At 68.4% G+C, this 24,695-nt stretch carries 27 protein-coding genes and 1 riboswitch; of the genes, 11 read left to right on the top strand and 16 right to left on the bottom strand.

What is annotated here, in order from left to right:
• Positions 1-19: 19 nt before the first annotated feature.
• Complete coding sequence (locus AR539_RS05035) at positions 20-205, bottom strand: hypothetical protein (RefSeq protein WP_066433231.1); 186 nt, start codon at positions 203-205, stop codon at positions 20-22.
• Positions 206-488: 283 nt separating this feature from the next.
• Here AR539_RS05035 and purS point away from each other — a divergent pair, with 283 nt between their 5' ends.
• The 3 genes from purS to purL are packed head-to-tail and all read left to right on the top strand — an operon-like array spanning position 489 to position 3,848.
• Positions 489-740: a phosphoribosylformylglycinamidine synthase subunit PurS gene (gene purS, locus AR539_RS05030; RefSeq protein ID WP_056427643.1), complete on the top strand. Its 252-nt coding sequence runs from the start codon at positions 489-491 to the stop codon at positions 738-740.
• Position 741: 1 nt separating this feature from the next.
• Entirely contained in the window at positions 742-1,512 is a 771-nt protein-coding gene (purQ, locus tag AR539_RS05025; protein ID WP_066433228.1) for a phosphoribosylformylglycinamidine synthase subunit PurQ, read from the top strand.
• Positions 1,509-3,848 carry a phosphoribosylformylglycinamidine synthase subunit PurL gene (purL, locus tag AR539_RS05020; RefSeq protein WP_066433226.1) on the top strand — a complete coding sequence of 780 codons (2,340 nt, stop codon included), beginning with the start codon at positions 1,509-1,511 and terminating at the stop codon, positions 3,846-3,848. The genes purQ and purL overlap by 4 nt, the downstream gene beginning before the upstream one ends.
• A gap of 111 nt (positions 3,849-3,959) precedes the next feature.
• On the opposite strand, the gene AR539_RS05015 is transcribed toward purL, so the two are convergent.
• The 11 genes from AR539_RS05015 to AR539_RS04965 all read right to left on the bottom strand — a co-directional run bounded on the left by AR539_RS05015 (position 3,960) and on the right by AR539_RS04965 (position 12,165).
• A complete protein-coding gene (locus tag AR539_RS05015) occupies positions 3,960-4,253 on the bottom strand; it encodes a DUF503 domain-containing protein (RefSeq protein ID WP_066433223.1) in 294 nt (97 codons plus the stop codon).
• An 11-nt stretch (positions 4,254-4,264) separates the two neighbouring features.
• Positions 4,265-4,582, bottom strand: a complete 318-nt coding sequence (locus AR539_RS05010; protein ID WP_066433221.1) for a putative quinol monooxygenase — start codon at positions 4,580-4,582, stop codon at positions 4,265-4,267.
• 64 nt (positions 4,583-4,646) lie between these two features.
• On the bottom strand, positions 4,647-5,249 hold the full coding sequence (locus AR539_RS05005) for a hypothetical protein (RefSeq protein WP_066433216.1): 603 nt from the start codon (positions 5,247-5,249) through the stop codon (positions 4,647-4,649).
• 18 nt (positions 5,250-5,267) lie between these two features.
• Positions 5,268-5,846 (bottom strand): DUF1990 family protein, encoded by a 579-nt coding sequence (locus AR539_RS05000; RefSeq protein ID WP_066433213.1) that lies wholly within the window; start codon positions 5,844-5,846, stop codon positions 5,268-5,270.
• The gene (locus AR539_RS04995; RefSeq protein WP_066433211.1) at positions 5,846-6,256 is read right to left on the bottom strand and encodes an MmcQ/YjbR family DNA-binding protein; all 411 of its coding nucleotides are present in this window, start codon (positions 6,254-6,256) and stop codon (positions 5,846-5,848) included. The genes AR539_RS05000 and AR539_RS04995 overlap by 1 nt, the downstream gene beginning before the upstream one ends.
• Positions 6,257-6,268: 12 nt before the next feature.
• Positions 6,269-7,507, bottom strand: coding sequence for an acyl-CoA dehydrogenase family protein (locus AR539_RS04990; protein ID WP_066433210.1), 1,239 nt, complete (start codon positions 7,505-7,507; stop codon positions 6,269-6,271).
• Positions 7,508-7,534: 27 nt separating this feature from the next.
• Positions 7,535-8,407, bottom strand: coding sequence for a MetQ/NlpA family ABC transporter substrate-binding protein (locus tag AR539_RS04985; RefSeq protein WP_066433209.1), 873 nt, complete (start codon positions 8,405-8,407; stop codon positions 7,535-7,537).
• A gap of 26 nt (positions 8,408-8,433) precedes the next feature.
• Positions 8,434-9,870 carry an NtaA/DmoA family FMN-dependent monooxygenase gene (locus tag AR539_RS04980; protein WP_066433207.1) on the bottom strand — a complete coding sequence of 479 codons (1,437 nt, stop codon included), beginning with the start codon at positions 9,868-9,870 and terminating at the stop codon, positions 8,434-8,436.
• Positions 9,871-9,920: 50 nt separating this feature from the next.
• On the bottom strand, positions 9,921-10,586 hold the full coding sequence (locus AR539_RS04975) for a methionine ABC transporter permease (RefSeq protein WP_066433205.1): 666 nt from the start codon (positions 10,584-10,586) through the stop codon (positions 9,921-9,923).
• A complete protein-coding gene (locus AR539_RS04970; RefSeq protein WP_066433203.1) occupies positions 10,579-11,388 on the bottom strand; it encodes a methionine ABC transporter ATP-binding protein in 810 nt (269 codons plus the stop codon). The genes AR539_RS04975 and AR539_RS04970 overlap by 8 nt, the downstream gene beginning before the upstream one ends.
• A 140-nt stretch (positions 11,389-11,528) precedes the next feature.
• A riboswitch (SAM riboswitch) is annotated at positions 11,529-11,619 on the bottom strand.
• Positions 11,620-11,739: 120 nt separating this feature from the next.
• Positions 11,740-12,165 carry a CoA-binding protein gene (locus AR539_RS04965; RefSeq protein ID WP_066433201.1) on the bottom strand — a complete coding sequence of 142 codons (426 nt, stop codon included), beginning with the start codon at positions 12,163-12,165 and terminating at the stop codon, positions 11,740-11,742.
• A gap of 356 nt (positions 12,166-12,521) precedes the next feature.
• Here AR539_RS04965 and AR539_RS04960 point away from each other — a divergent pair, with 356 nt between their 5' ends.
• The 7 genes from AR539_RS04960 to AR539_RS04930 all read left to right on the top strand — a co-directional run bounded on the left by AR539_RS04960 (position 12,522) and on the right by AR539_RS04930 (position 20,508).
• The gene (locus AR539_RS04960) at positions 12,522-13,373 is read left to right on the top strand and encodes an ABC transporter ATP-binding protein (RefSeq protein WP_066433198.1); all 852 of its coding nucleotides are present in this window, start codon (positions 12,522-12,524) and stop codon (positions 13,371-13,373) included.
• 93 nt (positions 13,374-13,466) lie between these two features.
• On the top strand, positions 13,467-14,510 hold the full coding sequence (locus tag AR539_RS04955; protein ID WP_066433196.1) for an aliphatic sulfonate ABC transporter substrate-binding protein: 1,044 nt from the start codon (positions 13,467-13,469) through the stop codon (positions 14,508-14,510).
• A complete protein-coding gene (locus AR539_RS04950) occupies positions 14,510-15,421 on the top strand; it encodes an ABC transporter permease (protein WP_082699198.1) in 912 nt (303 codons plus the stop codon). Before AR539_RS04955 ends, AR539_RS04950 begins: the two co-directional genes overlap by 1 nt.
• Complete coding sequence (gene acs / locus AR539_RS04945) at positions 15,412-17,415, top strand: acetate--CoA ligase (protein ID WP_066433195.1); 2,004 nt, start codon at positions 15,412-15,414, stop codon at positions 17,413-17,415. The genes AR539_RS04950 and acs overlap by 10 nt, the downstream gene beginning before the upstream one ends.
• Positions 17,412-18,656 (top strand): dimethylsulfone monooxygenase SfnG, encoded by a 1,245-nt coding sequence (sfnG, locus tag AR539_RS04940; RefSeq protein ID WP_231728495.1) that lies wholly within the window; start codon positions 17,412-17,414, stop codon positions 18,654-18,656. Before acs ends, sfnG begins: the two co-directional genes overlap by 4 nt.
• A complete protein-coding gene (locus AR539_RS04935; protein WP_066433194.1) occupies positions 18,656-20,014 on the top strand; it encodes an O-acetylhomoserine aminocarboxypropyltransferase/cysteine synthase family protein in 1,359 nt (452 codons plus the stop codon). The genes sfnG and AR539_RS04935 overlap by 1 nt, the downstream gene beginning before the upstream one ends.
• The gene (locus tag AR539_RS04930; protein WP_066433193.1) at positions 20,014-20,508 is read left to right on the top strand and encodes a CoA-binding protein; all 495 of its coding nucleotides are present in this window, start codon (positions 20,014-20,016) and stop codon (positions 20,506-20,508) included. The genes AR539_RS04935 and AR539_RS04930 overlap by 1 nt, the downstream gene beginning before the upstream one ends.
• A gap of 103 nt (positions 20,509-20,611) precedes the next feature.
• Here the strand turns inward: AR539_RS04930 and AR539_RS04925 are convergent, their stop codons facing one another.
• From AR539_RS04925 to AR539_RS04910, 4 genes are all read right to left on the bottom strand, one after another.
• Positions 20,612-21,394, bottom strand: a complete 783-nt coding sequence (locus AR539_RS04925) for a hypothetical protein (protein WP_066433192.1) — start codon at positions 21,392-21,394, stop codon at positions 20,612-20,614.
• On the bottom strand, positions 21,391-21,939 hold the full coding sequence (locus tag AR539_RS04920) for an RNA polymerase sigma factor (RefSeq protein WP_066433191.1): 549 nt from the start codon (positions 21,937-21,939) through the stop codon (positions 21,391-21,393). The genes AR539_RS04925 and AR539_RS04920 overlap by 4 nt, the downstream gene beginning before the upstream one ends.
• An 88-nt stretch (positions 21,940-22,027) precedes the next feature.
• Positions 22,028-22,543, bottom strand: a complete 516-nt coding sequence (locus AR539_RS04915) for a hypothetical protein (RefSeq protein WP_066433190.1) — start codon at positions 22,541-22,543, stop codon at positions 22,028-22,030.
• 314 nt (positions 22,544-22,857) lie between these two features.
• Positions 22,858-23,868 carry a 1-aminocyclopropane-1-carboxylate deaminase gene (locus AR539_RS04910; protein WP_066433188.1) on the bottom strand — a complete coding sequence of 337 codons (1,011 nt, stop codon included), beginning with the start codon at positions 23,866-23,868 and terminating at the stop codon, positions 22,858-22,860.
• 112 nt (positions 23,869-23,980) lie between these two features.
• On the opposite strand from AR539_RS04910, the gene AR539_RS04905 reads away from it, so the two are divergent.
• Positions 23,981-24,634 (top strand): GntR family transcriptional regulator, encoded by a 654-nt coding sequence (locus AR539_RS04905; protein WP_066433186.1) that lies wholly within the window; start codon positions 23,981-23,983, stop codon positions 24,632-24,634.
• Positions 24,635-24,695: the final 61 nt, after the last annotated feature.

Raw genomic sequence — 24,695 nt, 5'->3', positions numbered from 1 at the left:
CCTGGGGGCGGCGGGACCGCTACTGGCGGGGGGTCCTCACCACATCGCTGATCCACGCGCGGGTCTTGTCATCCAGCGGCCCGGCCACGTTCGTCTCCCGGGCCAAGCAGTCCGCTTTGATCTTCTGCAGGACCATCCGCCCGAGGCCGGCGAAAACCGCGGCGGCTACAACGGGCAAAAGCACGGATTTCGATTTCTCAGCCATAAGCACATGCTACTGACCGGCCACCGGGCTGGCCATAGCATCGCAGCAGGTCATCAGGGACATCCGCGCCGTCCGCGGGGCGGCGCCCCGGTCGCCGGCCCTCCAGCCGGGACGGCCCGGTTCACACTCCCGGCCCGAATGCGGCGGCACGCACCGCGGCCGGTAGAATGGGCATGCAAGCTCGCGGAGCGCCCTTTCCCGCTGTGTTCACCACATCGGATCGGCGTGAGACGGCACCACTCCGCTGCGCCCTTACCCAATGCTCACGCACAGGAGTTGCCGGATGCCCCGGATCGTTGTCGACGTCATGCCCAAGCCCGAGATTCTCGACCCGCAGGGGAAGGCCATCGTGGGTGCACTGCCCCGGCTGGGCTTCACCGCTTTCAGCGCTGTCCGCCAGGGCAAGCGCTTTGAACTCACGGTGGACGGCGAGGTGACCGAGGAGATCCTGGCCCAGGCCCGGAACGCCGCAGAGACCCTGCTGTCCAACCCGGTCATCGAGGACGTCGTCAACGTCGAGGTCGTCGAGGCCTGACATGACTGAACTCCCCCTGATCGGCGAGGCAGTCGCCGTCGCGGCCCACGGTTCTGATCTCCGCCAGCTCAACGGTGCGAAAATCGGCGTCGTCACCTTCCCCGGCACCCTGGATGACCGCGACGCCGTCCGTGCGGTCCGCCTGGCCGGCGCCACCCCGGTGGCGCTCTGGCACGCGGACACCACCCTGGGCGACGTCGACGCCGTCGTGATCCCCGGCGGCTTTTCCTACGGCGACTACCTCCGCGCCGGCGCCATCTCGCGGTTCGCGCCGCTGATGTCGAAGATCATCGACGCCGCCAATTCCGAGGCCAGGCTGCCTGTCCTCGGCATCTGCAACGGCTTCCAGATCCTCACCGAGTCGCACCTGCTGCCGGGCTCGATGATCAAGAACGACCACCTGAAATTCATGTGCCGCGACCAAGTGCTGCGCGTGGAGAACAACACCACGGACTGGACCCGCGACTACGCTGCGGGCCAGGAAATCACGGTGCCGCTGAAGAACCAGGACGGCCAGTACATCGCGGACGAGAAGACCCTCGACGCCCTGGAGGCGGAGGGCCGCGTGGTGTTCCGCTACGTCGGCTTCAACCCGAACGGCTCCCGCCGCGACATCGCCGGCATCTCCAACGCCGCCGGCAACGTGGTGGGGCTCATGCCGCACCCCGAGCATGCCGTGGAGGCGGGCTTCGGCCCCGAGGAAGGCTCCGGCACCGAAGGCCTTGGCTTCTTCACCTCTGTCCTGAACAAGATCGTGGGAGACAACAAATGACGGAGACGACCACCGGCCTGACGGCGGGAACCGCCGCCGAGACCAAGAAGTTCAACATCGACACCGTCGAGAACGCGGCCAAGACCCCGGACGTGGAGCTGCCCTGGGCCGAGCTGGGCCTGAAGCAGAACGAGTTCGACGAGGTGGTCAAGGTCCTGGGCCGCCGCCCCACCGGCGCGGAGCTGGCCATGTACTCCGTGATGTGGAGCGAGCACTGCTCCTACAAGTCCTCCAAGAACCACCTGCGCCAGTTCGGCGAAAAGGTCACCGCCGAGATGAAGAAGGACATGCTCGTGGGCATCGGCGAAAACGCCGGTGTCACCAACCTGGGCGACGGCTGGGCCGTGACCTTCAAGATCGAGTCGCACAACTCGCCGTCGTTCGTGGAGCCGTACCAGGGTGCCGCGACCGGCATCGGCGGCATTGTCCGCGACATCATCTCCATGGGCGCCCGCCCGGTGGCGGTCATGGACCCGCTGCGCTTCGGCGCGATTGACCACCCGGATACGGCCCGTGTGATGCACGGCGCGGTGGCCGGCATCGGCGGCTATGGCAACTCACTCGGCCTGCCGAACATCGGCGGCGAAATGGTCTTCGACTCCGTCTACCAGGGCAACCCGCTGGTCAACGCCCTCGCGGTCGGCGTCATGCGCCACGAGGACATCCGCCTCGCCAACGCCTCCGGCAAGGGCAACAAGGTGGTCCTGTTCGGCGCCCGCACCGGCGGCGACGGCATCGGCGGCGCATCCGTGCTGGCCTCGGAGTCCTTCGACGACACCAAGCCGTCCAAACGCCCCGCCGTCCAGGTGGGCGACCCCTTCGCCGAGAAGGTCTTGATCGAGTGCTGCCTTGAGCTGTTCAAGGGCTCCCTGGTGGAAGGCATCCAGGACCTCGGCGCCGCGGGGATTTCCTGCGCCACGTCCGAGCTCGCCTCCAACGGCGACGGCGGCATGCAGGTCGAGCTGACCTCGGTGCTGCTCCGCGACCCCACCCTGACCCCGGGCGAAATCCTGATGTCCGAGTCGCAGGAACGCATGATGGCCGTGGTCACCCCGGAGAACATCGCCGCGTTTGAAGCGGTCATGGACAAGTGGGCCGTGGAATACTCCTGGCTGGGCGAGGTGACCGACACCGGCCGCCTGATCATCACGTGGGAAGGCGAAGTCATTGTCGACGTCGACCCGCGCACCGTGGCTCACGACGGCCCGGTCTACGACCGCCCGTACGCCCGTCCCGAGTGGCAGGACGCCGTCCAGGCGGACTCGTTCACGGGCTCCGTGCAGGACGCCGGCCGTCCCTCCGCCCCCGCGGAACTGGCCGCCGCCGTCACCGAGCTCGTCGCTTCCCCGAACATGTGCAGCAAGGCCTGGATCACGCAGCAGTACGACCGGTACGTCGGCGGCAACACCGCCATGGCGTTCCCGGACGACGCCGGCGTGGTCCGCGTGGATGAGGAAACCGGCCTGGGCGTGGCCCTGGCCACCGACGCGAACGGCCGCTACACCTACCTCGATCCGTACCACGGCGCGCAGCTGGCCCTCGCCGAGGCGTACCGCAACGTGGCCACCTCGGGCGCCGTGCCCATGGCCGTCAGCGACTGCCTGAACTTCGGCTCCCCCGAGGATCCGGATGTCATGTGGCAGCTCGCCGAGGCCATCCGCGGCCTGTCGGACGCCTGCATGGTGCTCGGCATCCCGGTCACCGGCGGCAACGTCTCGCTGTACAACCAGACCGGCACCACGCCCATCCACCCCTCCCCCGTTGTGGCCGTGCTGGGCAAGTTCGACGACGTCGCACGCCGCACGCCGTCGGGCTGGAAGGAAGACGGCCAGGCCATCTACCTGCTCGGCACCACGGCGGCGGAACTGGACGGCTCGGAATGGTCCAACATGCGCGGACACCTCGGCGGCCTGCCGCCGAAGGTTGACCTCGCCGCCGAACGCGCGCTGGGTGAAATCCTGATCAACGCCTCCCGCGACGGTATGGTGGACGCCGCGCACGACCTCTCCGAAGGCGGCCTCGCGGCGGCGCTCGTGGAGTCCTCGCTGCGCTACGGCGTGGGGGCCCGGATCGCGCTCCAGGACGTCCTGGACCGCGACGGGGTGGACCTGTTCACGGCACTGTTCTCCGAGACGCAGGGCCGCGCGATCGTGTCCGTGCCCCGCTCCGAGGAGATCCGGTTCACGGACATGTGCACCGCACGCGGCTTCGCACACGCCCGGATCGGCGTGGTGGACGCCGAAAGCGGCACGCTGGAAATCACGGGCGTCGAGACCATGGACCTCGCGGCGCTCCGCGAAGCCCACGAGGGCACCCTGCCGAAGTACTTTGGCTAACGCCCACCGCCAGCCGGTACCAGGCAACGCGGGGTCACTTACCGCCCATGAATCCCCTCGGGATGGGCGGTAGGTGACCCCGCGTTGGGGTTTAACGCAAGCACCGGCGGTTCAGTCGTCGCTGCGGAGTTCCCTCTGGCGGGCGCTGAGCAGTTCCAGTTCCGGACGTGCGGCGACAAAGCGTTCGACGGCGGCCAGGACCTCCACGAGGTGTGCCCGGTCCGCCGCGACGAGCCCGACGCCGAGGACGGCGCGCCGGTACTGGTCGTGCAGCCCGGCTTCGGTCACTGAGACGTCAAACCGCCGCTTGAGTTCGGCCAGCACGGGACGCACCACCGAGCGTTTCTCCTTCAGGCTGTGCACGTCGCCCAGGAGAACGTCGAATTCGATCCAGCCGATCCACATGGGCTGGGGCCCTAGATGGTCAGTTCGCCCATGCGGTCCCAGCCCTCGCCGTCGAGCTGGCGGCTGATGATGCGCGGAGTCTCGGCCAGGGCCTGTGGCATGTCCGCCATGGCCTGCTTGAAGTGGGCGCTGTTGACGTGGTCGCCAGCGGCGTCGTCCTTGAAGGCTTCGACGAGGACGAATTCATTGGGATCGTCCACGCTGCGGGACCAGTCGAACCAGAGGTTGCCGGGTTCCTGGCGGGTGGCCTGGGTGAAGCCGTCCACGAGGCCCAGCCAGCGGTCGGTCCAGTCGGGCTTGACCTTGAATTTAACGACGATGAAGATCACGGGGAATGCCTTTCAGTGCGGCGGTCGGGGTTCCATTGTTGCAACAAGTCAGCGGGGGCGGGCGTCAGCAGGTGCGGATCGCCTCGCGGGCCAGTTCCTGCTGGCGCGGGGTGCCGATGCGTTCCGCCCATTGTTCAGCGAGCTGGAACTCCACCATCGCCTCGGTGCAGCGCCCGGCATCGTGCAGCGTCCAGCCCAGGTTGTTATGGAGGGCCACCAGCCACCGCCGGGTCCGGCTGTCGCGGACCGTCGACGCGTACTCCAGGGCGCTGCGCGTCCAGGTCTCGGAGTGCGCCGCGTCCGCGATGGCGAGCATGTGCAGCGCGTCCACGGCCAGGAATTCCTCGCCCAGGTGGTCGCTGAGTTCGGCGGCCTGTTCAAACAGGGGCACGGCCATTTCCGCGTGGCCGCTGGAGTTCAGCAGCCGGCCGCGTTCCAGGAGGACCCGGACACCAACAGTGGGTTCGTCGGGGTCGATCGCGGCCAGCAGCGCGTCGGCTTCCTCATACCGGCCCTGCAGCCCCATGGCGCGGCCCACCTGGGTCTGCAGTTCGGCGCGTGCATCGGCGTCGTAGGCCGGATCCGCTGCGGCAGCCCGCAACCGGGCCTCCGAACCGGCGGGATCCTCAAAGTTCCACAAACGGTCAAGGGTCTCTTGGTTCAGCATCCACTTGCTCCTGCTCAGTCAACCTGCGGCCAGTTCCCGTGCACTCCTAAGGTATCGGGAAGTGACGCGCCGGCGCGCCCAGGCCGTCACAGCGCCGCCGGCCCTGTAGAACCAGTTGGCAGGCGCCGCGACGGCCGTGACCGTGATCATCACCCGGTCCCGCTCGTCGAGTGAAATGACAAACGACTCCTCACCCCGGACCGGGTGCCCGGGCAGCGTGCCGTAACCGAAACCCGCCCACTGCGGCCCGCCGCCCGGCACTGGGCCGCGCACCCACACCACCTCGCAGGGGGCAGGGATCCGGAAGGGCCCGACGCCGAAGCCGTTCACCACGCGCGCCCCGACGGCAACGACGCCGGTTTCCGCCCGGACGCGCAGGCCGGACCGTCGGTGCAGCTCCCAGGTCAGCAGCCCCTGCACGGCACGCCGGTACGCCGCTTCGCCCTCGCCGATCCGGTCTTGGGCGGCCAGGTATTCGAACCCCTCGGGGACCGCACCGCTCCCGACGTCGTCCGGGATACGGCTACCGGCAGCCGGCTCGGTGCAGCCGATGCCGGGGTAGTTCAGCCCGCCGGCCGCACTCCGCGGAGCGTCCATCAGGGCCGTTCTCCGCCGGCCACCCGCGCCCAGCCCAGCTGCTCCTGCTGGCGGCGGGTCAAGGTGGCGACCACCAGGTCATAGGAGTCCTCCACCAGGTCGCGGATCATCGCGTCCGGCAGGTCCCCGTCCAGCCGCACGCCGTTCCAGTGCCGCTTGTTCAGGTGCCAGGCTCCGCTGATCTCGGGGTGTACCGCGCGCAGCTGCACCGCGAGGGCGGGCTCGCATTTCAGGCTGACGGAGAAGTCCTTCGGGTCCATGGCCGACAGGGCGAACATTTTCGCCCTGGGCCGGGAGCCGCCGGGCACCGCGGCGCGGACTTTGAAGACGGTGATTTCCGGGCCGAAAGGATAATCCTCAAACGCGCCGGGAAACCCCAGGCAGATCTCCCGGAGTGCTGCTGCGTCCATGGGGTGAGCTTACTACCCGGCGGCGCGCGCATCCCCGATGCTGTGCAGCCCCTCGGGAAGGGTGCCGTTGACTTCGAAGTCCCCGACGATCCGGGCTTTGAACACGGCCGGATTGTGGGTGGCCACCGTCCGGGCATTGCGCCAGTGCCTGTCCAGGGCCTTTGCCTTGGAGGTCGACGAGGCGCCGGTGACGTCGAAGAGCTGCTGCGCGGCGGCCTGCACCAGCTCGGGAACCAGCAGCTGGGCTTTCTCCACGGCCACCGCACCCCGGGTGTAGCGCTGTTCCGCGGTGAGGTCGAGGTCCGGATCGGTTGCGGCATCCAGTTCCCGGGCCGCGGCGCGCACGATCGATTCGGCGGCGAAAGCCTTGGCCGCGAGGTGCCCCACCAGCTGGAGGATCAAGGGGTCGCGGCGGAACAACTCCCCCGAACCGGTGTTGAAGGTCCGCTTCCGGTCGCGGACCAAGACGCGCGCATCAGCCAGCGCCGCCCGGCCGATGCCTGCCAGGACAGCGAGGAGGACCAGCTGGAAGAAAGCCGGTTCGTGCGTCGTGGACACCGACCGCTGGATGATGTTCGCGTCGGGCACGACGGCGTCCCGGAACACCGTGGTGCCGGTCCCCGTCAGCTGCTGGCCGAAACCGTCCCAGTCATCGAGTATCTCCACCCCCGGGGCGGTGGTGCTGACGACGGCGTACTGGCGGCCGTCGATGCCCTCGGTGCTGGCCGTGACGGCGATCCATTCGGCAAAGATGGTGCCGGTGGTATAGAACTTCCTGCCGTTCAGCAGCCAGTCCTCTCCGGCCCGGGTCAGGGTGGTGCCGGTGGACCCCAGGGCGTTTCCGGAAGGCTCGGTGGCGGCGTTCCCGAAGATCTCGCCGGCCACCACCTTGGGGTACCAGCGGCCCTGGAAGTCCCGGTCCTCAAGGCCGACGGTCTCGACGAACGCGAAGTGCGACCGGTAGAGGTGCGCCACTGACGGGTCCGCCTCCGCAAGTTCGATGAGCAGGCGGAAGAACGGTTCGAAACCGATGCCGTCACCTCCGTGTTCCAGCGGCACCCGCAACCGCCCGAACCCGGCATCGTTCAGCAGCCGGACCTGCTCGAAGGGCAGGACCCGGTCCTGTTCCCGGGCCAGCGCCCCTTCGGCGATCCGGGCAAAGAGCGGCCGGAAGCGCCCGGCAAGCGCCTCGTACCCGGCCTCGGTGGTGGCTGCCGGGACATTCCTGGTGTTCTCTGGTGCGTATGTCATCACATTCTCCTGGCGGTTGTCCCGGGGCTAGAGCTGGGCGGCGTCGGCTGCAGGGTCCTGGTCCCACGGGGTGGGCAGGATCCCGTCCTGGTAACCGGCAAACCAGGCTTTGACCTCCGGCGACTGGTACGCCTCCTTCAGGGCGGCCGCCTTCTCCGACCCGGCGAAGTCCTGCCGGCCGGCCACCACGATCCGGAACGGTGCCTGGTCCGCGTCCGGTTCGAAGGCGAGGGCGTCGGCCTTGGTGTGCTTGGCGTCGGCAGCCATCCGGGCGATCAGGAACCCGGCGTCGACGTCCGGCAGAGTCTTGGCGAGGGACTGCTGGTCCACCTCGACGAACTGCAGTTTTTTCGGGTTGGCCGTGATGTTCTTCTGCGAGGTGTGGACCACCGTGGCCTCGGAGAGTTCCAGCAGGCCTGCGTCGCGGAGCATGAACAGGGCGCGGCCGTTGTTGGCCGGGTCCACCGGGATGCCGATCTTCGCCCCGTCCGGCAGTTCGGCCAGGGACTTGTACTTGTCGGACCAGATGCCGCCCGGGGCGCTGTAGACGTAAAAGAGGCCTACATTCGCCAGGCCCTTGTCCTGGTTGAACTGCTTCAGGTAGGCGTTGTGCTGGAAGAAGTTGGCGTCGAACTCGCCGTTGGCAACGGCCAGGTTGGGCTGGATGATGTCCGTGACGTAGGTCGGTTCCAGGGTCCAGCCCTTCGCCGCCAGCAGTTTCTGCGCGATCTTCGTGGGCTCCTGGTACGGAGCGGATTCGGTGACGATGATTTTGATGGTCTTGCCCCCTCCGGCCGCGCCGGCGCCGCCGGGGTTGACGAGCCCGCACCCGGTGAGCGCCGAAACGGAGGCGGCGCCGGCACCGGCGAGGGCGTACTTGAGGAAATTTCTACGCTGCATTGTTCTTGGTCCTTTATGGGGGTGATTTAGACGCTGACGGGGGCGGGTTTGTTCTCCGCCGCAGCGGTGAACTCGGTGAAGGCGCCCCGGAAGGCGGCGGCGGGGTGCCTGTCGTTCAGGCGGGGGCCGGCGCCGAAAAGCTTTTCGCGCAAGGTTCCGGGGCCGTAGTCGGCCTGGGCAAGCCCGCGGCTGCGCAGTTCGGGCAGCACACCGCTGATGAAGTCCGTGTAGGAGCCCGGGAGGGTCTGGTTGATGATGTTGATGCCGTCGATGCCGGCGTCCTGCCACTCTTCGAGCCGGTCGGCGATCTGTTCCGGGGTTCCCACCACGCGGTTGGCGCGGCTGCGGTACAGCGCAATGTCCCGGAGCGTGGGGTTGCCGTCGCGGACCGAAGCACGGACCGCCTGAAGGTGCCCTTGGCTGCCTTCGGTGGCGAGGTCACCGAGCGGCGTGTCCAGCGGAAGGCCCCCAAGGTCGGTGCCGAGTCCGCCGCCGACGTGGGCCAGGAGGGCCTCGATGTCCAGGCTCTCCTCCAGCTCGGCCGCCTTGCGGTTGGCTTCCGCTTCGGTGCCGCCCACCACGAAGTGCATGCCCTGCAGGAACTTCACATCCTCCGGGCGGCGCCCCGCGGCTGCCGCCTGTTCCCGGACGGCGGCCGTGTATTTCGCCGCAATCTCGACGCTGGGGGCCAGGGTGAAGGTGGCCTCGGCGTTGGCGGCGCAGAACTGCTGGCCGCGGCCTGAGCTGCCGGCCTGGAAGAGCACGGGTGTGCGCTGCGGCGACGGGGCAGAGAGGTGCGGGCCGTCAATGGAGTACCGGGGGCCGCGGTGGTAGATCTTGCTGACTTTCTCCGGGTCTGCGTGGACCCCGCTTTCCTTGTCCAGGAGCAGCGCACCGTCCTCCCAGGAGCCCTCCCACAGTTTGTAGGCGGCGGTGACATATTCGTCGGCCCAGTCGTATCTTTCGTCGTGCTTGGTCAGTTCGGTGGCGTTGAAGTTCCGGTGGGCGTTTTCCAGCACACTGGTGACGATGTTCCAGCCCACCCGGCCGTTGCTGATGTGGTCGAGGGTGGACATCTGCCGGGCGAACTGGAAGGGATGGCTCTGGATGACCGAGGACGTCGCCGCCAGCCCGATTTCACGGGTCGCGCCGGCCAGGGCGGACAGCAGGATGAGCGGGTCATTGGAGGGCACCTGCAGGCCCTTTTTGAGCAGGGACGCCCAGCCGCCGTCGTAGTCACCATAGAGGCCCACGACGTCGGCGAAGAAGATGGCGTCGAATTTTGCGTCTTCCAGCTGGCGCGCCAGGTCGACCCACAGCGGGAGCTCGTTGAACCGGTGCTGCTGGGCTTCGGGGCGCTTCCACTGGCCGCCCATAATGTGGCTGGATGTGTTCATCACGAAGGCGCTGAGCAGCAGGCGGGGGCGGGGGCCGTCGAAGCGGCGGCTGGCAGTTGAAGTCATCGGGGTACTTTCCGGAGAGGGAGGTGTGAAAGAGAGCGCGGCGGAGGCGTTCAGAGCCGTTTGTCCAGGCGCCGGGCGAGGTAGGAACCGCTGAGCTGGACGGCGGTGACCAGCAGGATCATGAGGATGATGGCCGTGATCATGAGCGGCGTTTCGTAGCGGTAGTAGCCGTACCGGATCGCGAAGTCGCCGATTCCGCCGCCGCCAACCAGGCCGGCCATCGCCGAGTAGGAAATGAAGCTGACGGTCATGATGGTGATGGAGCTGACGAGCCCCGGTTTGGCTTCCACGATCAACACGTCCCGGACGATCTGGGACCGGCTCGCACCCATCGACCGCGCGGCCTCCACGACTCCGCCGCCGAGCTGGCTGAGGTTCTGTTCCACGAACCGGGCGAAGTACGGAATGGCGTTGAGGGTCAGTGGAACGATCACCGCCGCCGTACCGATGGTGGTCCCGACGATGAACCGTGTCACCGGGATGATCGCGATGAGCAGGATCAGGAACGGGAACGAACGGATCAGGTTGACCAGCCCGTCCAGCACACGGTGCAGCCGGGGCTTGTGCTTGAGGCCGTTCGGGCCGATGGTGTACAGCAGGACGCCCAGGGGGGTGCCCAGGAGGACGGCCAGCGGGATGGCGACCAGCAGCATGGTGAGCGTCTGCCCCATGGCGGCACCGATCTCGGGCAGGACTTCAAGGAAGCGCTCAAGCATTGATCAGTCTTTCCACGGAGGCAGCGGGACGGTCAGCCGGTGCGGAGCGCTGCAGCTGGATCTCGTCGGACACCAGGTAGCGCCCGATCGACGTCGCCGGGTGGAATCCGGGCCGTTGCAGCTCGATGAGGTCGAACTGCTCCACCACCCGGCCGTCTTCCATGACCGCCACGTTGTCGGCGATGGCCTTGATGACGTTCATTTCGTGGGTGACCACCACAATGGTGATGCCGAATTCGGCGTTGACGTCGGCCAAGTACTGCAGGACGGACGAGGTGGTGCGGGGGTCAACGGCCGACGTCGGCTCGTCGCACAGCAGCACCTTCGGCTCCGAGGCGAGCGCGCGGGCGATGGCCACCCGCTGTTTCTGACCGCCGGAGAGCTTCGCAGGATAGCTTCCGGCCTTGTCGGCCAGATCCACGATCTCCAGCGTCTCAGCCGCCCGGCGGCGCCGTTCCGCCTTGCCGACACCCGCGAATTTCAGCGACAGTTCCACGTTTTCCTGCGCGGTCAGGTTGTTGAGCAGGTTGAAGTGCTGGAAGATCATCCCGATGCCGTGCCGCTTGGTGCGCAGCTCGGGCTCTGACAGCGCGGTCAGGTCCACCCCGTCAACCAGGACGCGGCCCGACGTCGGCCGCTCAAGGAGGTTGATGTTGCGCAGCAGCGTGGACTTCCCCGCTCCGGAGAACCCGATGATGCCCTGGATGCTGCCCCGCTGGATGTGCAGGCTGACGTCGTCGACGGCGGTGAACCGCCCTTCAGCCGAGGCGAAGGAGGTAGTGACGTTCTGGATGTCGATCACAGGCGGTCACCGTCCCCCGGTGATGGCAAAGACGTGGTCTGGATGTTCATGGTTCCTCCGGGCTCGCCCGAGGAAAAGCCGTGCGCCCCGGCTTCAGGGCAGCGCCAAGCGCAGCCTGAAGGTCCGTAGAACACAGTGGTTCTCCATCGGTCCTGGCAGTAGCACCGTCCTCAAAGGAGGGGGTTGCTGCGGCGTCACAGAGCCAGGTCTCTCAGCCGCTCGGGATGGTTACACCACGAATCTTGCACACGCCCGGGCCGGGGACGAAGCCGGACGTCACACGCCGTAAAGCAGGAAATCAGTTGCCCGGACGGGCCGGAGCGGGGTGCCGGCCGGGCGGTCCGGCTCCTGTCAGAGACCGAACCGGGGGGCGTCCTGCGCCGGACAGGCGTTCATGATCACGTCCAGCCCGGCGGCCTTCGCCCGGGCCGCAGCGGCTTCATCGATGACACCCAGCTGCATCCAGACCGCCTTGGCGCCGACGGCGATGGCCTGGTCCACCACGGCCCCCACCTTGCGGGAGTTCACAAAGCAGTCGACGACGTCGATCGGCTGCTTCTCGGCGGGAATGTCGGAGAGTGCGGCGTAGCCGGTTTCGCCGTGCACGGGGTCGGCGGGCAGGTTGACCGGAATGATCTCCATGCCCAGCCGGTCACGGATGAACAGCGACGTGTCGTAGGCGGCACGCCACTGGTTCGTGGACAGGCCGACAATCGCCCACCGTCCCTTGGTGCGCAGGAGCTTTTCGAGGACTGCCGGATCGTTGACATGGGCCATACGCACAGCCTAACGGCCCGGTGCCAGCCCAGGGCAGGGAAGGGCAGGGCGCGGCCCCGCCCTTGCACGTGTGGCGAATATCTGAATGCTGCTGCGGCCACCGCGGCTGCCGCGCCGAATATTACGCAGAAAAAACTCCAAATTTGGGAAAAAGCCCTGTTTCCGTTTTAGTAGGAAGCGACCATCCCGAGCGGCCGAGAGACCTGGATCGATGAAGCCGCAGCAACCCTGGTCGCCGTCATCCGTCCCTGGATGCCGTCGATAGCAAGGTATGAGCCAAGGGAACCGCCGGACTGACCACCCGGATCAAGGCTCATTCCGTAGGGTGCTACTGCCAGGACCGATGGAGTATCCCTATGACTGCTGTCCTGTCCTCCTCCGCGCCCGCGGCGTCCACCCACGCCGCCGCCGGAGCCACCCGCACCCCGGCGCTGCCGGTTGCCTTCCGCTCGCTGGGCCGCACGTTCGGCACCGGCGCCGAAGCCCACACTGTCCTGCGCGATGTGGACGCCCACATCCGCGCCGGCGAGGTCCTGGCCATCCTGGGCACCTCCGGCTGCGGCAAGTCCACGCTGCTCCGGGCCGCGGCCGGGCTCGATTCCCCCACCGCCGGCAGCGTCGAAATCGACGGCACCCCGGTCCAGGGCATTGACTCCCGCTGTGCCTTCGCCTTCCAGGAACCGCGCCTCCTGCCGTGGCACACCCTGCAGGCGAACATCGCGATCGGCCTGCCCGCCGGCATCAGCGCCAGGGACGGCAAAGCGAAGGTGGGCCGGCTGCTGGACCTCGTGGGCCTCACGGATTTTGCCAAACACCGCCCGCGCGAAATTTCCGGCGGCATGGCGCAGCGCGCCTCCCTGGCCCGGGCCCTCGCCCGGAACCCCGGCGTCCTGCTCCTCGACGAACCGTTCGGCGCCCTGGACGCACTGACCCGGATCAAGATGCAGGACCTGCTGCTGGACATCCACCGTGCAGAGCCCACCACGGTGCTGCTGGTCACCCACGACGTTGACGAGGCCCTCCAGCTCGCGGACCGCATCATCGTCCTGGGCAGAGAACACGGCAAGGACAGCGACGGCGCGCGGCCCGGTGCGACGATCGTGCACACCGTCGCCGTCCCCGGCGAGCGCCCGCGCGACCGCGGTTCCGTGGAACTGGCCCGCCTGCGTGCCACACTCCTGGCGACGCTCGGCGTCGACGGCCACTAACCGCTCCCAGCAGCCGCCTCCGGGCACGTCCCGGACGTCCCCTGTCCCCGATTTCCCCCAATCTCTCCATTCGCTCAGCCCCAAAGGAGCACCATGCCGTTCGCCCGCAAGGCCACCCGCCGTTCAGTCCTCGGCGCCGCCGCCGTCTCCGCCGCCCTCGCCCTCACAGGCTGCGTCGCAGGGGAAGGCTCCGGCGGAACCCCCGCGGCAAACGCCGCCGTCGAGGGCGGCACGCTCAACATCGACTTCGCCACCTACAACCCGCTCAGCCTGGTGATCAAGGAAAAGGGCTGGCTGGAGGCCTCCCTTAAGGACCAGGGCGTCACCGTCAACTGGGTCCAGTCCGCGGGGTCCAACAAGGCCAACGAGGCGCTGCGCTCCGGGGCGATCGACGTCGGCTCCACTGCCGGGTCCGCCGCGCTGCTGGCCCGCGCCAACGGGTCGCCGATCAAGACCATCGACATCTACTCCCAGCCGGAATGGGCGGCCCTGGTGGCGAAGGAGTCCTCAGGCATCGCCGCCGTGGCCGACCTCAAGGGCAAGTCCGTCGCCGCGACCAAGGGCACCGACCCCTACTTCTTCCTGCTGCAGTCCCTTGCCGAGGCCGGGGTCTCCGCGCAGGACGTCACGGTGCAGAACCTGCAGCACGCGGACGGGCGCGCCGCGCTGGAAAACGGCTCGGTGGATGCCTGGTCGGGACTGGACCCCATCATGGCCGGCGCGGAACAGAAGGGCGCCAAGCTGTTCTACCGGAACCTCTCGTTCAACACCTACGGCTTCCTGAACGCCACGGAATCGTTCCTGGCGAACAAGCCGCAGCAGGCGCAGGCCGTGGTCAACGCCTATGAGAAGGCCCGCGCCTGGGCCGCCGCGAACCCGGACGAGACGGCGCAGATCCTCGCCGACGTCGCCGGCCTGGACCTCGCCGTCGCGAAGACCGTGGTGCTGGAGCGCAGCAACCTCGACGTCGATCCGGCACCAGGCGATGCGCAGCGCAAGGTTCTGGCGAAGATCGGCCCCACGTTCGTGGAGACCGGCGATGTGGCCAGCCAGCAGCAGATCGACGACGCCGTGGCCTCCCTTCTTGATGACTCGCTGGTGAAGAAGGCGGATCCGTCCGCCATCAAGGATTCCTGATGTCGCACTCAGGAACCCCTCATCTCACCGGCACTACTGTTGCGGACGGGCGCGCTGCAGCCGCCCCCGCAACTCCGGCAGACGCTGCCCGGCCGGGCTCGCCCGATTCGGGTCCGAGCGGCTCCCCGGCGAACGGATGGTCCCCCGCCGGGATCCTGGCCAACGGCTGGGCGCGTCTGCTCCTTGGATTGATCATTCCCGCCGCGGTGCTGGCTGCCTGGCAGCTGTCCACGGCGGCCGGGGCGTTCAGCGTGGTGCAGCTCCCGCCGCCGGCCATGGTGTTCGAGGCCGGGATCGACCTCCTCCAGCGCGGGCAGCTTGGCCAGCACATCGCCATCTCCACCCAGCGGGTGCTGATCGGCTTCGCCGCCGGCGCGGCCCTGGGCCTGGTGCTCGGCTCGCTGGTGGGCCTGTCCAAGGTTGCGGATGCCCTGCTGGCACCGACCATCGGCGCGCTCCGCGCCGTCCCGTCGCTCGCGTGGGTGCCGCTCCTGATCCTCTGGATGAAGATCGGCGAGGACTCCAAAATCACCCTGATCCTCATCGGCGCGTTCTTCCCGGTGTTCACCACGGTCTCCCTCGCACTGCGGCACGTGGACCGGAACCTGGTGGAAGCGGCCCGCGCCTTCGGGCTCAAGGGCGTGAAGCTGCTGACCACCGTCCAGCTTCCCGCCGTGGTTCCGGCTGTGTTCTCCGGCCTGCGGCTGGCCCTCGCCCAGGCGTGGCTGTTCCTGGTGGCCGCGGAACTCATCGCTTCCTCCATGGGCCTGGGCTTCCTGCTGACCGACTCGCAAAACAACGGCCGCACCGACCGGCTCCTGCTGGCCATCGTGCTGCTGGCCGTGATCGGGAAAACCACCGACGCCCTGCTGGGCCTCGCAGAGAAATGGGCGGTGAAACGATGGGCATAAGCACAGCAACGGCCCCTGCCGTGATCCCGGCCGGAGCCCCGGCCACGGAAGCGGAACGCCTCGCTTTCTGGGAAGCGGCGGCCCTCCGGCTCGACTGGGAGGAGGTGCCCGGGCAGGACCGGCCCTGGCACACCACCCACCGCCGCGTCCCGGCCGACGCCGCGGCCGGCCTCGGCCCGGAGATCACCTGGTTCGAGGGCGGGCGGCTCAACGTCGCCGCCAACTGCGTCGACCGCCATGTAGCGGCGGGACGCGGAGACAAGGTCGCCTTGCACTTCGAAGGCGAGCCGGGCGACCGCCGCACCATCACCTACGCGGACCTCCAGCGCGAGGTCTCCAAGGCCGCCAACGCACTCCTGGACCTCGGCATCACCAAGGGCGACCGGGTGGTGATCTACCTCCCGGTCATCCCGGAAACCGTGATCATCACCCTGGCCGTGGCCCGGATCGGCGCCATCCACTCGCTGGTCTTTGGCGGTTTCTCAGCCGAGGCGCTCCGCTTCCGGGTGGAGGACACCGGCGCCAAACTCCTGGTCACCACGGACGGCCAGTTCCGCCGCGGCACCGCCGTGCCGGTGAAGGACAACGCGGACGCCGCCGTGTCCGGGGACAACGCGATCGAGCACGTCCTCGTGGTCAACCGGACCACGGCGCCGGAGCTCCTGCACACCGTTCCCATGGCGGCGGGCCGCGACGTGTGGTGGCACGACGCCGTCGGGCAGGCCTCCGACGTCCACCACGCGGAAGCGTTCGACGCCGAGACGCCGCTGTTCATCATGTACACCTCCGGCACCACCGGCAAGCCCAAGGGCCTGGTGCACACCTCCGGCGGGTACCTCACGCAGGCGTCCTGGAGTTTCGAACACCTCTTCAGCAACCCGGACCCCGCGCTGCGCGACCGGGACGTCCACTGGTGCACGGCGGACCTCGCCTGGGTCACGGCCCACACGTACGAGCTGTACGGGCCCCTGTCCAACGGCGCCACCCAGGTGATCTTCGAGGGCACCCCGAACACCCCGCACCCCGGCCGGCACTTCGAGATCATCGAACGCTACGGCGTCACGCAGTACTACACCGCGCCCACCCTGGTCCGGTCCCTCATGGGCTGGTTCCCGGACGGCGTCCCGGCCGGCTACGACCTCTCCTCCATCCGGCTGCTGGGCACGGTGGGCGAGGCCGTCAACCCCGAGGCCTGGCGCTGGCTGCGGGACAACGTGGGCGCGGGCACCGCACCCGTGGTGGACACCTGGTGGCAGTCCGAAACAGGAGCCACCATCCTCTCCCCCGCCCCCACCGACACGGCTTTCAAGCCCGGCTGCGCCGCCCGCCCGCTGCCCGGCGTCAGCACCCGGATCGTGGACGACGCCGGCAACACCGTGCCGCCGGGCGTCCAAGGCTTCATTGTGGTGGACGCCCCCGGGCCCGCCATCGCCCGCACCGTGTGGGGCAACCCGCGGCGGTACTTCGACTCGTACTGGCGGCAGTACGCCGACCAGGGCTGGTTCCTCGCCGGCGACGGTGCCAAGTACGACGACGACGGCGATATCTGGATCCTGGGGCGGGTGGACGACACCCTCAACGTCTCCGGCCACCTGCTCTCCACGATCGAGATCGAATCGGCACTCGTCGCCCACCCGGACGTGGTGGAGGCCGGCGTCTGCCCGGTCCCGGACCCGAAAACCGGCCACGCCATCGTCGCGTTCGTCACCCTGAAAGACTCTTCGGCAGTCGCCGGGATCCAGGGTGCCCTGCAGGCGCACGTCGCGAAGGCGATCGGCCCGATCGCCAAGCCGCGCGACGTCGTCGTCGTTCCCGACGTGCCGAAGACCCGCAGCGGCAAGATCATGCGCCGGCTGCTGACCCAGCTGTTCGAAGGCACCCCGCTCGGCGACACCACCTCCCTGCAGAACGAACCGTGTATCGCCGGCATCCAGTCCGTCCTTCGTGAACGCAACGACACCACCGCACCACCAGCAAGTAAGGAACTCCCATGACTGACATCAGCAACGTCGCCCGTCTTTCCGAACCGCTCAAGTTCGCCTACTGGGTCCCGAATGTCTCCGGCGGCCTGGTGGTCTCCACCATTGAACAGCGCACCGGCTGGGACTTCGAATACAACAAGAAGCTGGCCCGGATCGCGGAGAACTCCGGCTTCGAATACGCCCTCACCCAGACCCGCTACGCCGCCTCCTACGGCGCCGACAAGCAGCACGAGGCCACCTCGTTCAGCCTGGGCCTGCTGGCCGCGACCGAGCGGCTGAAGGTCATCGCCGCCGTCCACCCCGGCATGTGGCACCCCGGTGTCCTGGCGAAATACCTCATCACCGCGGACCACATCTCCAACGGCCGCGCCGCCGTGAACATCGTCTCGGGCTGGCTCAAGGCGGAGTTCGAAAACTTCGGCCTCGAATGGCTGGAGCACGACGAGCGCTACGTCCGCACGGAGGAATTCATCAAGGTCCTCCGCGGCCTGCTGACCGAAAAGAACTTCAGCCAGTCCGGCAAGTACTACAACATCACCGACTTCACCCTGCAGCCCGCCCCGGTGGACGTGCCGGGCCGGGCCCACCCGGACATCTTCTTCGGCGGCAACTCCACCGCCGCCCAGGCCACCGCCGGCCGGGTGGCTGACTGGTACTTCTCCAACGGCAAGGACCTGGAAGGCTTCAAGGAGAACATCGCCGGCGTCGTGGCCTCCGCCCGAGAGTCCGGCCGGGGCACCGAGGGTGCCCTCGCGGCCCCGAAATTCGGCCTCAACGGCTTCGTCATCGCCCGGGATTCCGAGAAGGAGGCCCGCGAGACCCTCCGGGAGATCGTGGCAAAGGCGCACAAGCCCGCCGTCGAAGGTTTCCGCGACGCGGTCCAGGAGGCCGGCGCGTCCACCAAGGACGGCAAAGGCATGTGGGCCGACTCCAGCTTCGAGGACCTGATCCAGTACAACGACGGGTTCAAGACCCAGCTGATCGGCACCCCGGAGCAGATCGCGGAACGGATCGTCGAGTACAAGAAGATCGGGGTGAACCTGCTCCTGACCTGCTACCTGCACTTCCAGGAGGAGGTGGCCGCGTTCGGTCAGGACATCCTGCCGATCGTCCGCGAGCTCGAGGCCGACCTGGCCCGCAAACACGGCACCGAACTGGTCCCCACCCGCCCCCTAGCCTCGCAAGCTCGGCCAGGGAACCCTGCGGGCGTGGGCCCATCCACTCCTGCTACCAAGATTGAGGTGAACGCGTAATGGCTGACCGTACCTTCGGGTTCCGCACCCGCGCACTGCACGCCGGTGGCACGCCCGACGCCGAGCACGGCGCCCGCGCCGTGCCGATTTACCAGACCACGTCCTTCGTGTTCAAGGACACCCAGGACGCCGCCAACCTCTTCGCGCTGCAGAAGTACGGCAACATCTACTCCCGGATCGGCAACCCCACCGTGGCCGCGTTCGAGGAGCGCATCGCGTCCCTGGAGGGCGGCATCGGCGCCGTGGCCACGTCCTCGGGCATGGCCGCGGAGTTCATCACCTTCGCCGCGCTGACCCAGTCCGGCGACCACATCGTCGCGGCCTCCCAGCTCTACGGCGGCACCGTAACCCAGCTCGACGTCACGCTGCGCCGGTTCGGGGTGGACACCACGTTCGTCCCCGGGACCGACCCCGCGGACTACGCCGCCGCGGTCCGGGAGAACACCAAGGCGATCTTCGTCGAGGTGGTGGCCAACCCGTCGTCGGAGGTCCAGGACCTGGAGGGGCTGGCCAAAGTGGCGCGCGACGCCGGCATCCCCCTCGTGGTCGACGCCACCTTGAGCACCCCGTACCTCGTGCGGCCGATCGAGCACGGGGCGGACATTGTGATCCACTCCGCCACCAAGTTCCTCGGCGGGCACGGCACCACCCTGGGCGGCGTGATCGTCGAAAGCGGCCGGTTCAACTGGGGCAACGGCAAGTTCCCCGCCATGACCGAGCCCGTCGCCTCCTACGGCAACGTCTCCTGGTGGGGGAACTTCGGCGAGTACGGCTTCCTCACCAAGCTGCGCTGCGAGCAGCTGCGCGACATCGGCCCGGCGCTGTCCCCGCAGTCGGCCTTCCAGCTCCTGCAGGGCGTCGAGACCCTCCCGCAGCGCCTCGACGAGCACCTGCGGAACGCGCAGGCTGTGGCGGAGTGGCTGGAGGCGGACGAGCGCGTGGCGTACGTGAATTTCTCCGGCCTGCCCTCGCACCCGCACTTCGAACGGGCGGCGAAATACCTGCCGCTGGGCCCCGGCTCGGTGTTCTCCTTCGGGGTGAAGGGCGGCCGGGCCGCGGGCCAGAAGTTCATCGAGTCCCTGCAGCTGGCCTCGCACCTGGCCAACGTCGGCGATTCGCGGACCCTGGTGATCCATCCCGGTTCCACCACCCACCAGCAGCTCAGCCCGGAACAGCTCGAGTCCGCGGGTGTCCCCGAGGACCTGGTCCGCATCTCGGTCGGGCTTGAGGACATCGAGGACATCCTGTGGGACCTCGACCAGGCCCTCACCGCCGCGGCCGGCGCCGCCGCCGAGGGTGAGTCAACCCCCGGCACTGAACCCGCTGACGCTGAGTCCTGCACGATCGGAGCGAACTGATGACTGTTGAAGAGCGGACCTGGACCGGGCCCTCGGCGCCGGAACGGCTGAACCTGCTGCGGCAGGCCAAGTCCATTGCCATTGTGGGCGCCTCGGACAAGCCGTCCCGCGCCAGCTACTTTGTGGCGACCTACCTGCAGTCCTCCACACGCTACACGGTGTACTTCGTCAACCCCGTGGTCAAGGAGATCCTGGGCGAACCCACGTACGCCTCGCTCGCGGACCTGCCGGAAAGCCCGGACATTGTTGACGTGTTCCGCAAGCACGATGACCTGCCGGGCGTCCTGGACGAGGCCATCGCAGCCGGCGCCAAGACGCTCTGGCTGCAGCTGGGCTCATGGCACGAGGACGTCGCCAAGGAAGCGGAAGCCGCCGGGCTCGACGTCGTGATGGACCGGTGCGTGAAGATTGAGCATGCCCGTTTCCACGGCGGCCTGCACCTGGCCGGGTTCGATACCGGCGTCATCTCCTCCAAGCGGCAGGTCCTGGCCTAGCCTCTTCTGCCGCAAGCATGCGGGCCCGGGTCGCCGAACAAGCATGCGGGCCCGCTGTTCCAACGACAGCGGGCCCGCATTTCTGTTGTTCCGGACCGGCCGGTTAGTTGCTGGGGAGTGTGGGGAGCACCGCGGGAACCGTCGGTTCCGGCTTCGGCTCCGACGGCACACCCCGGTCTCCGCCCGGCGCGGGAAGCCCGGGCACGCCCGGGCTGACGGGACGGCGGGGCGGGTCCGGAAGGACGCCGTCGCGGCCGACAGCCGGCGGAGCGGGGGCTGCGGGCGTCGCAGGAGTCGTGCCGGTGGAGCCGGGGGGTACGACGCCGGCCGCCGGCGGTGTGGCACCGCCCGGCACCTTTGCGGGCGCGGGCGCTGCCGGGACGTCTGCCGGCGAGGTAATGGCGGGTTCGGGGGCGACGTCGGGCGCCTCGTCAACCGGCTGCCAGATGATGCCGACGGTCTTGCTGACGCTGTCCCGGAAATCCTCGCTGGAGGCCGCCACGGCGCCGGCCCCGAGGGTCATGGCGCCGATCACGGCGCCTCCGATGATCGCCAGCCTGCGCTTCCGGCCGCGGCGCTCGGTGAGGCTCACGACGCCGGCCGGCAGGTCTTCACCGGGCTGGTCCGCGGCTCCGACGGCGGGCATCGCCGTCGTGGCGTCCGTGACGGCGGGCATCATCGTGGTGGCGGCTTCTGTTGCGGCGCCGGCTCCGTGCCCGCCGGACAGGATCGCGGCAAGGTCGGCGCGGGGCGCCGGGGCGCGGTCCGGCACCAGGGCGCGCAGTTCCTCGAGGGAGCTGCGGAGATCCGTGGAGGACTCGAGCCCGGAATCACGGAGCATCGCGTGGATGCTGCCATCCTGCTGGGGGTCGCGGGTTCCGGTCATGATGCTGCGTGGTCCTTTTCGGTGACGAGTTCGCGCAGGGCGTTGAGCCCGCGACGCTGAAGCTGTTTGATGGCCCCCGGGGTTTTGTCCATGATGCGGGCCACCTGTTCGATGGAGAGGTCCGCGACAATCCGCAGGACCAAGACTTCCCGCTGCTCCTCATTGAGCCGGGAAAGTGAATCGGCAATCCCGCCCAGGGATCCCAGCACCTCATCCTCGGCCGACGCGGCATACCGCGTGTCGTCCAGGGGGTCGTACTCGGACAGCTGGGGCGTTCGTTCTGCCCGCCGGCGGTGGTCCACCAGCCGGGCGTGGGCCACGGAGAAGATGAAGGTCCGCAGCCCGCTGTGCCCGCCGGTGACGTTGGCCAGTTTCGGCAGGACGTCCACGAAGACGTCCTGCGTCAGGGCCTCGGCGTCATCCACCCCGCGGGCCCGGAAGTAACCGAGCACCGCGGGCGAAATGACGGTGTAGACAGCGCTGAATCCTGAAGGGTCGCCAGCCAAAGCTGCTGACAATTCGTCGTCGCTTAGCTGTGCTGCCAAGTGGCTGTCCTTCCGGTTACTGCTGGGGTGCGGCCCCCGGCAAGTTTAGCGGCCGCACCCCGGGTGCCTCCAAGGAGGCGTTTGTTGCCTACTTGCTGCGCTCGGGAAGTTCGTCCGACGGCAGGGTCGGAACGCCCGGAACCGCGGGGGTGGCCGGAACGGCCGGGGTGCCCTTGGCGCCCGGAACCGCGGGGACAGCGACCGTCACGTGGGCCCCGGCCCGAACAGCGGCTTCGGCTTCGGCAGCGCCCGTGGCGTTGGCGGCACCCTCAGCGGAGACGGCGTCCTTGTCAGCGGCAACGTCGCCGTCGGCTGAGCCTTCGACGCCGTCGGTGCCTTCAATGTCCGACCCGCCCTCGGCGGAGCCATCAACGGACGGGGAAGCCGGAACCGCGGGGACGGCCGGAACGGCCGGCGTGGCGGGAAGTTCGGAAGCCGCCGGAACCTCGGGGGTTGCCGGGACGGCGGGCGTAGCGGGGGTCACTTCAGCCTGCTGGGTGTTCGAGACCTGGGCCGCGTTGGCCAGGCCGATACCGGAGAATCCTCCGACCGCGAGAATCGCGGCGCCGACAGCAATCTTGGTGGTCTTGCTAACACTCTTCATAAGAAACGTACATCCTTTGTTTTGTTTGAAGGCTGGCTGAGGCCTGATGGGGGCAGTCGACAGCCCGCGCGTTCAGTGGAAGGCTGGCCGGCGCCCGATGGGGGCGGGCGCCGGCCTGCACTTGCAGTGGAAGGACCGGCCGGAGTCCTGGTGGGGGGTCCATCCTCCGGCGGCGCTTACAAAGGAGTAATCGTCGGGGTGCGCCAAAAGGTTACGCACCCGCCCGAAGTTTTTTTCGGCGGCGTGTTCCGGGAGGTAACGCCCGACGGCGGCGGGCCGCCCTTTCGGGCAACCCGCCGCCGTCGCCGGCCGGATCAGGACCGGAAGAGCCCGCTGTAGGAGTTGAGGGCGACCTGGCCGCCCAGGTGGGCGAAGAGGACGTTGCTGCCGGCCGGAATCTCCCGGCTTTTGACGAGGTCGATCAGCCCGGCGAGGGATTTCCCCTCATAGACGGGGTCGGTGATCATGGCTTCGAGCGAGGCGCCAAGCCGGATGGCTTCCAGGGTGGACTCGACGGGAATCCCGTAGCGGTCCCCGGCCCAGCCCTCCATCACGGTGATTTCGTCGTCGCGCAGTTCCCGGCCCAGGCCGATCAGCTCGGCGGTGTTCCGGGCAATGCGTTCCACCTGCTCGCGGGTCTTCGGCAGCGTGGCCGAGGCGTCGATGCCGATCACCCGGCGCGGTTTGTCCTGGCCGGCGAATCCCGCGATCATGCCGGCGTGCGTGGAGCCCGTGACGGTGCAGACAATGATGGTGTCGAAGAAGATGCCGAGCTCACGCTCCTGCTGCTCCACCTCGTAGGCCCAGTTGGCGAAGCCCAGCCCGCCCAGCCGGTGGTCGGAGCCGCCCGCCGGGATGGCGTAGGGCGTGCCGCCCGCGGCCTTGACCTCTTCGATGGCGTTTTCCCAGCTGCTGCGGATGCCGATGTCGAACCCCGCACTGTCCAGCCGGACGTCGGCCCCCATGATGCGGGAGAGCAGGATGTTGCCCACGCGGTCGGACAGCGGATCCGGCCAGTCGACCCAGTTCTCCTGCACGAGGCGTGCCTTGAGCCCCAGTTTCGCGGCCACCGCGGCGACCTGGCGGGTGTGGTTGGACTGGTAGCCGCCAATGGAGACCAGCGTGTCCGCGCCCTGGGCCAAGGCGTCGGGCACAAAATACTCCAGCTTGCGGGTCTTGTTCCCGCCGAACGCGAGGCCGCTGTTGACGTCCTCCCGCTTTGCCCAGATCTGCGCCCCGCCCAGGTGCGCGGTGAGCCTGGGCAGCGGGTGGATGGGGCTGGGTCCAAACATCAGGGGGTAGCGCTCAAAATCGGTGATGGCCATCGACGGTCCTTTGCTGGCGTGCGGGGAGGGACAACTTGGATTTCCAACATGCAATATATTGCATTCTCCCGCGGACCGTTGCGGACGGCAAGGGCGATATACGATATGTTGCATGCCTGTTCCCTCGCTCGCCGGCGTCCACAAGCGGCCGCTGCTGCGGGACAATGTCTTTGAATCCATCCGGAATGCGATTGTGGACGGCACCTTCGAGCCGGGCGAACGGCTGAAGGACTCGGAGCTGGAAGCCTGGCTGGGCGTCAGCAGGACCCCCATCCGCGAGGCGCTGCTGCGGCTGGAGCGCGCGGGGCTGGTGATCGCGCTGCCGGGCAAATCGACCATCGTGGCCCCCTTCGACCTGGCCTCAACGCTCAGCACCCAGCAGGTTGTGGCCGGGCTGCACGAGCTGGCCGCCCGCCTGGCCGTCCCGGTTTTGGCCGAACCCCACGTCGCCGCCATGGAGGAGGCGAACGCGCGCTTCGGACGGGCCCTGCAGGAATCGGACGTTGACGCGGCGCTGGCGGCCGACGACGAGTTTCACGCCGTCCTGGTCGCGGCCAGCGGCAACCCGGTGCTCCAGGAGCTGCTGGAGCAGACCACGCCTGTGCTTCGCCGGGTGGAGCGGATGCGCTTCGCCTCCTTCGCGGCCCGGGAATCAGTCGCCCAGCACGCCGAAATCATCCGGTTGGCACGCCTCGGCGACGCCGAAGGTGCCGCCAGGGCGTGCCGGGACAACTGGCTGTCGCTGCGCTTCGCATCGGCGGAGTAGGCCTGGCCCCATCACGGCCTTAACCACGACGGCGGCGGGCCACCTTTTCAGGTGACCCGCC

The sequence above is a fragment of the Arthrobacter sp. EPSL27 genome, from assembly GCF_001512305.1.
In the GTDB taxonomy this organism is placed as follows: domain Bacteria; phylum Actinomycetota; class Actinomycetes; order Actinomycetales; family Micrococcaceae; genus Arthrobacter.
The sequence above is the reverse complement of the archived record's forward strand: the minus strand, read 5'-3'. Positions and strand labels throughout refer to the sequence as shown.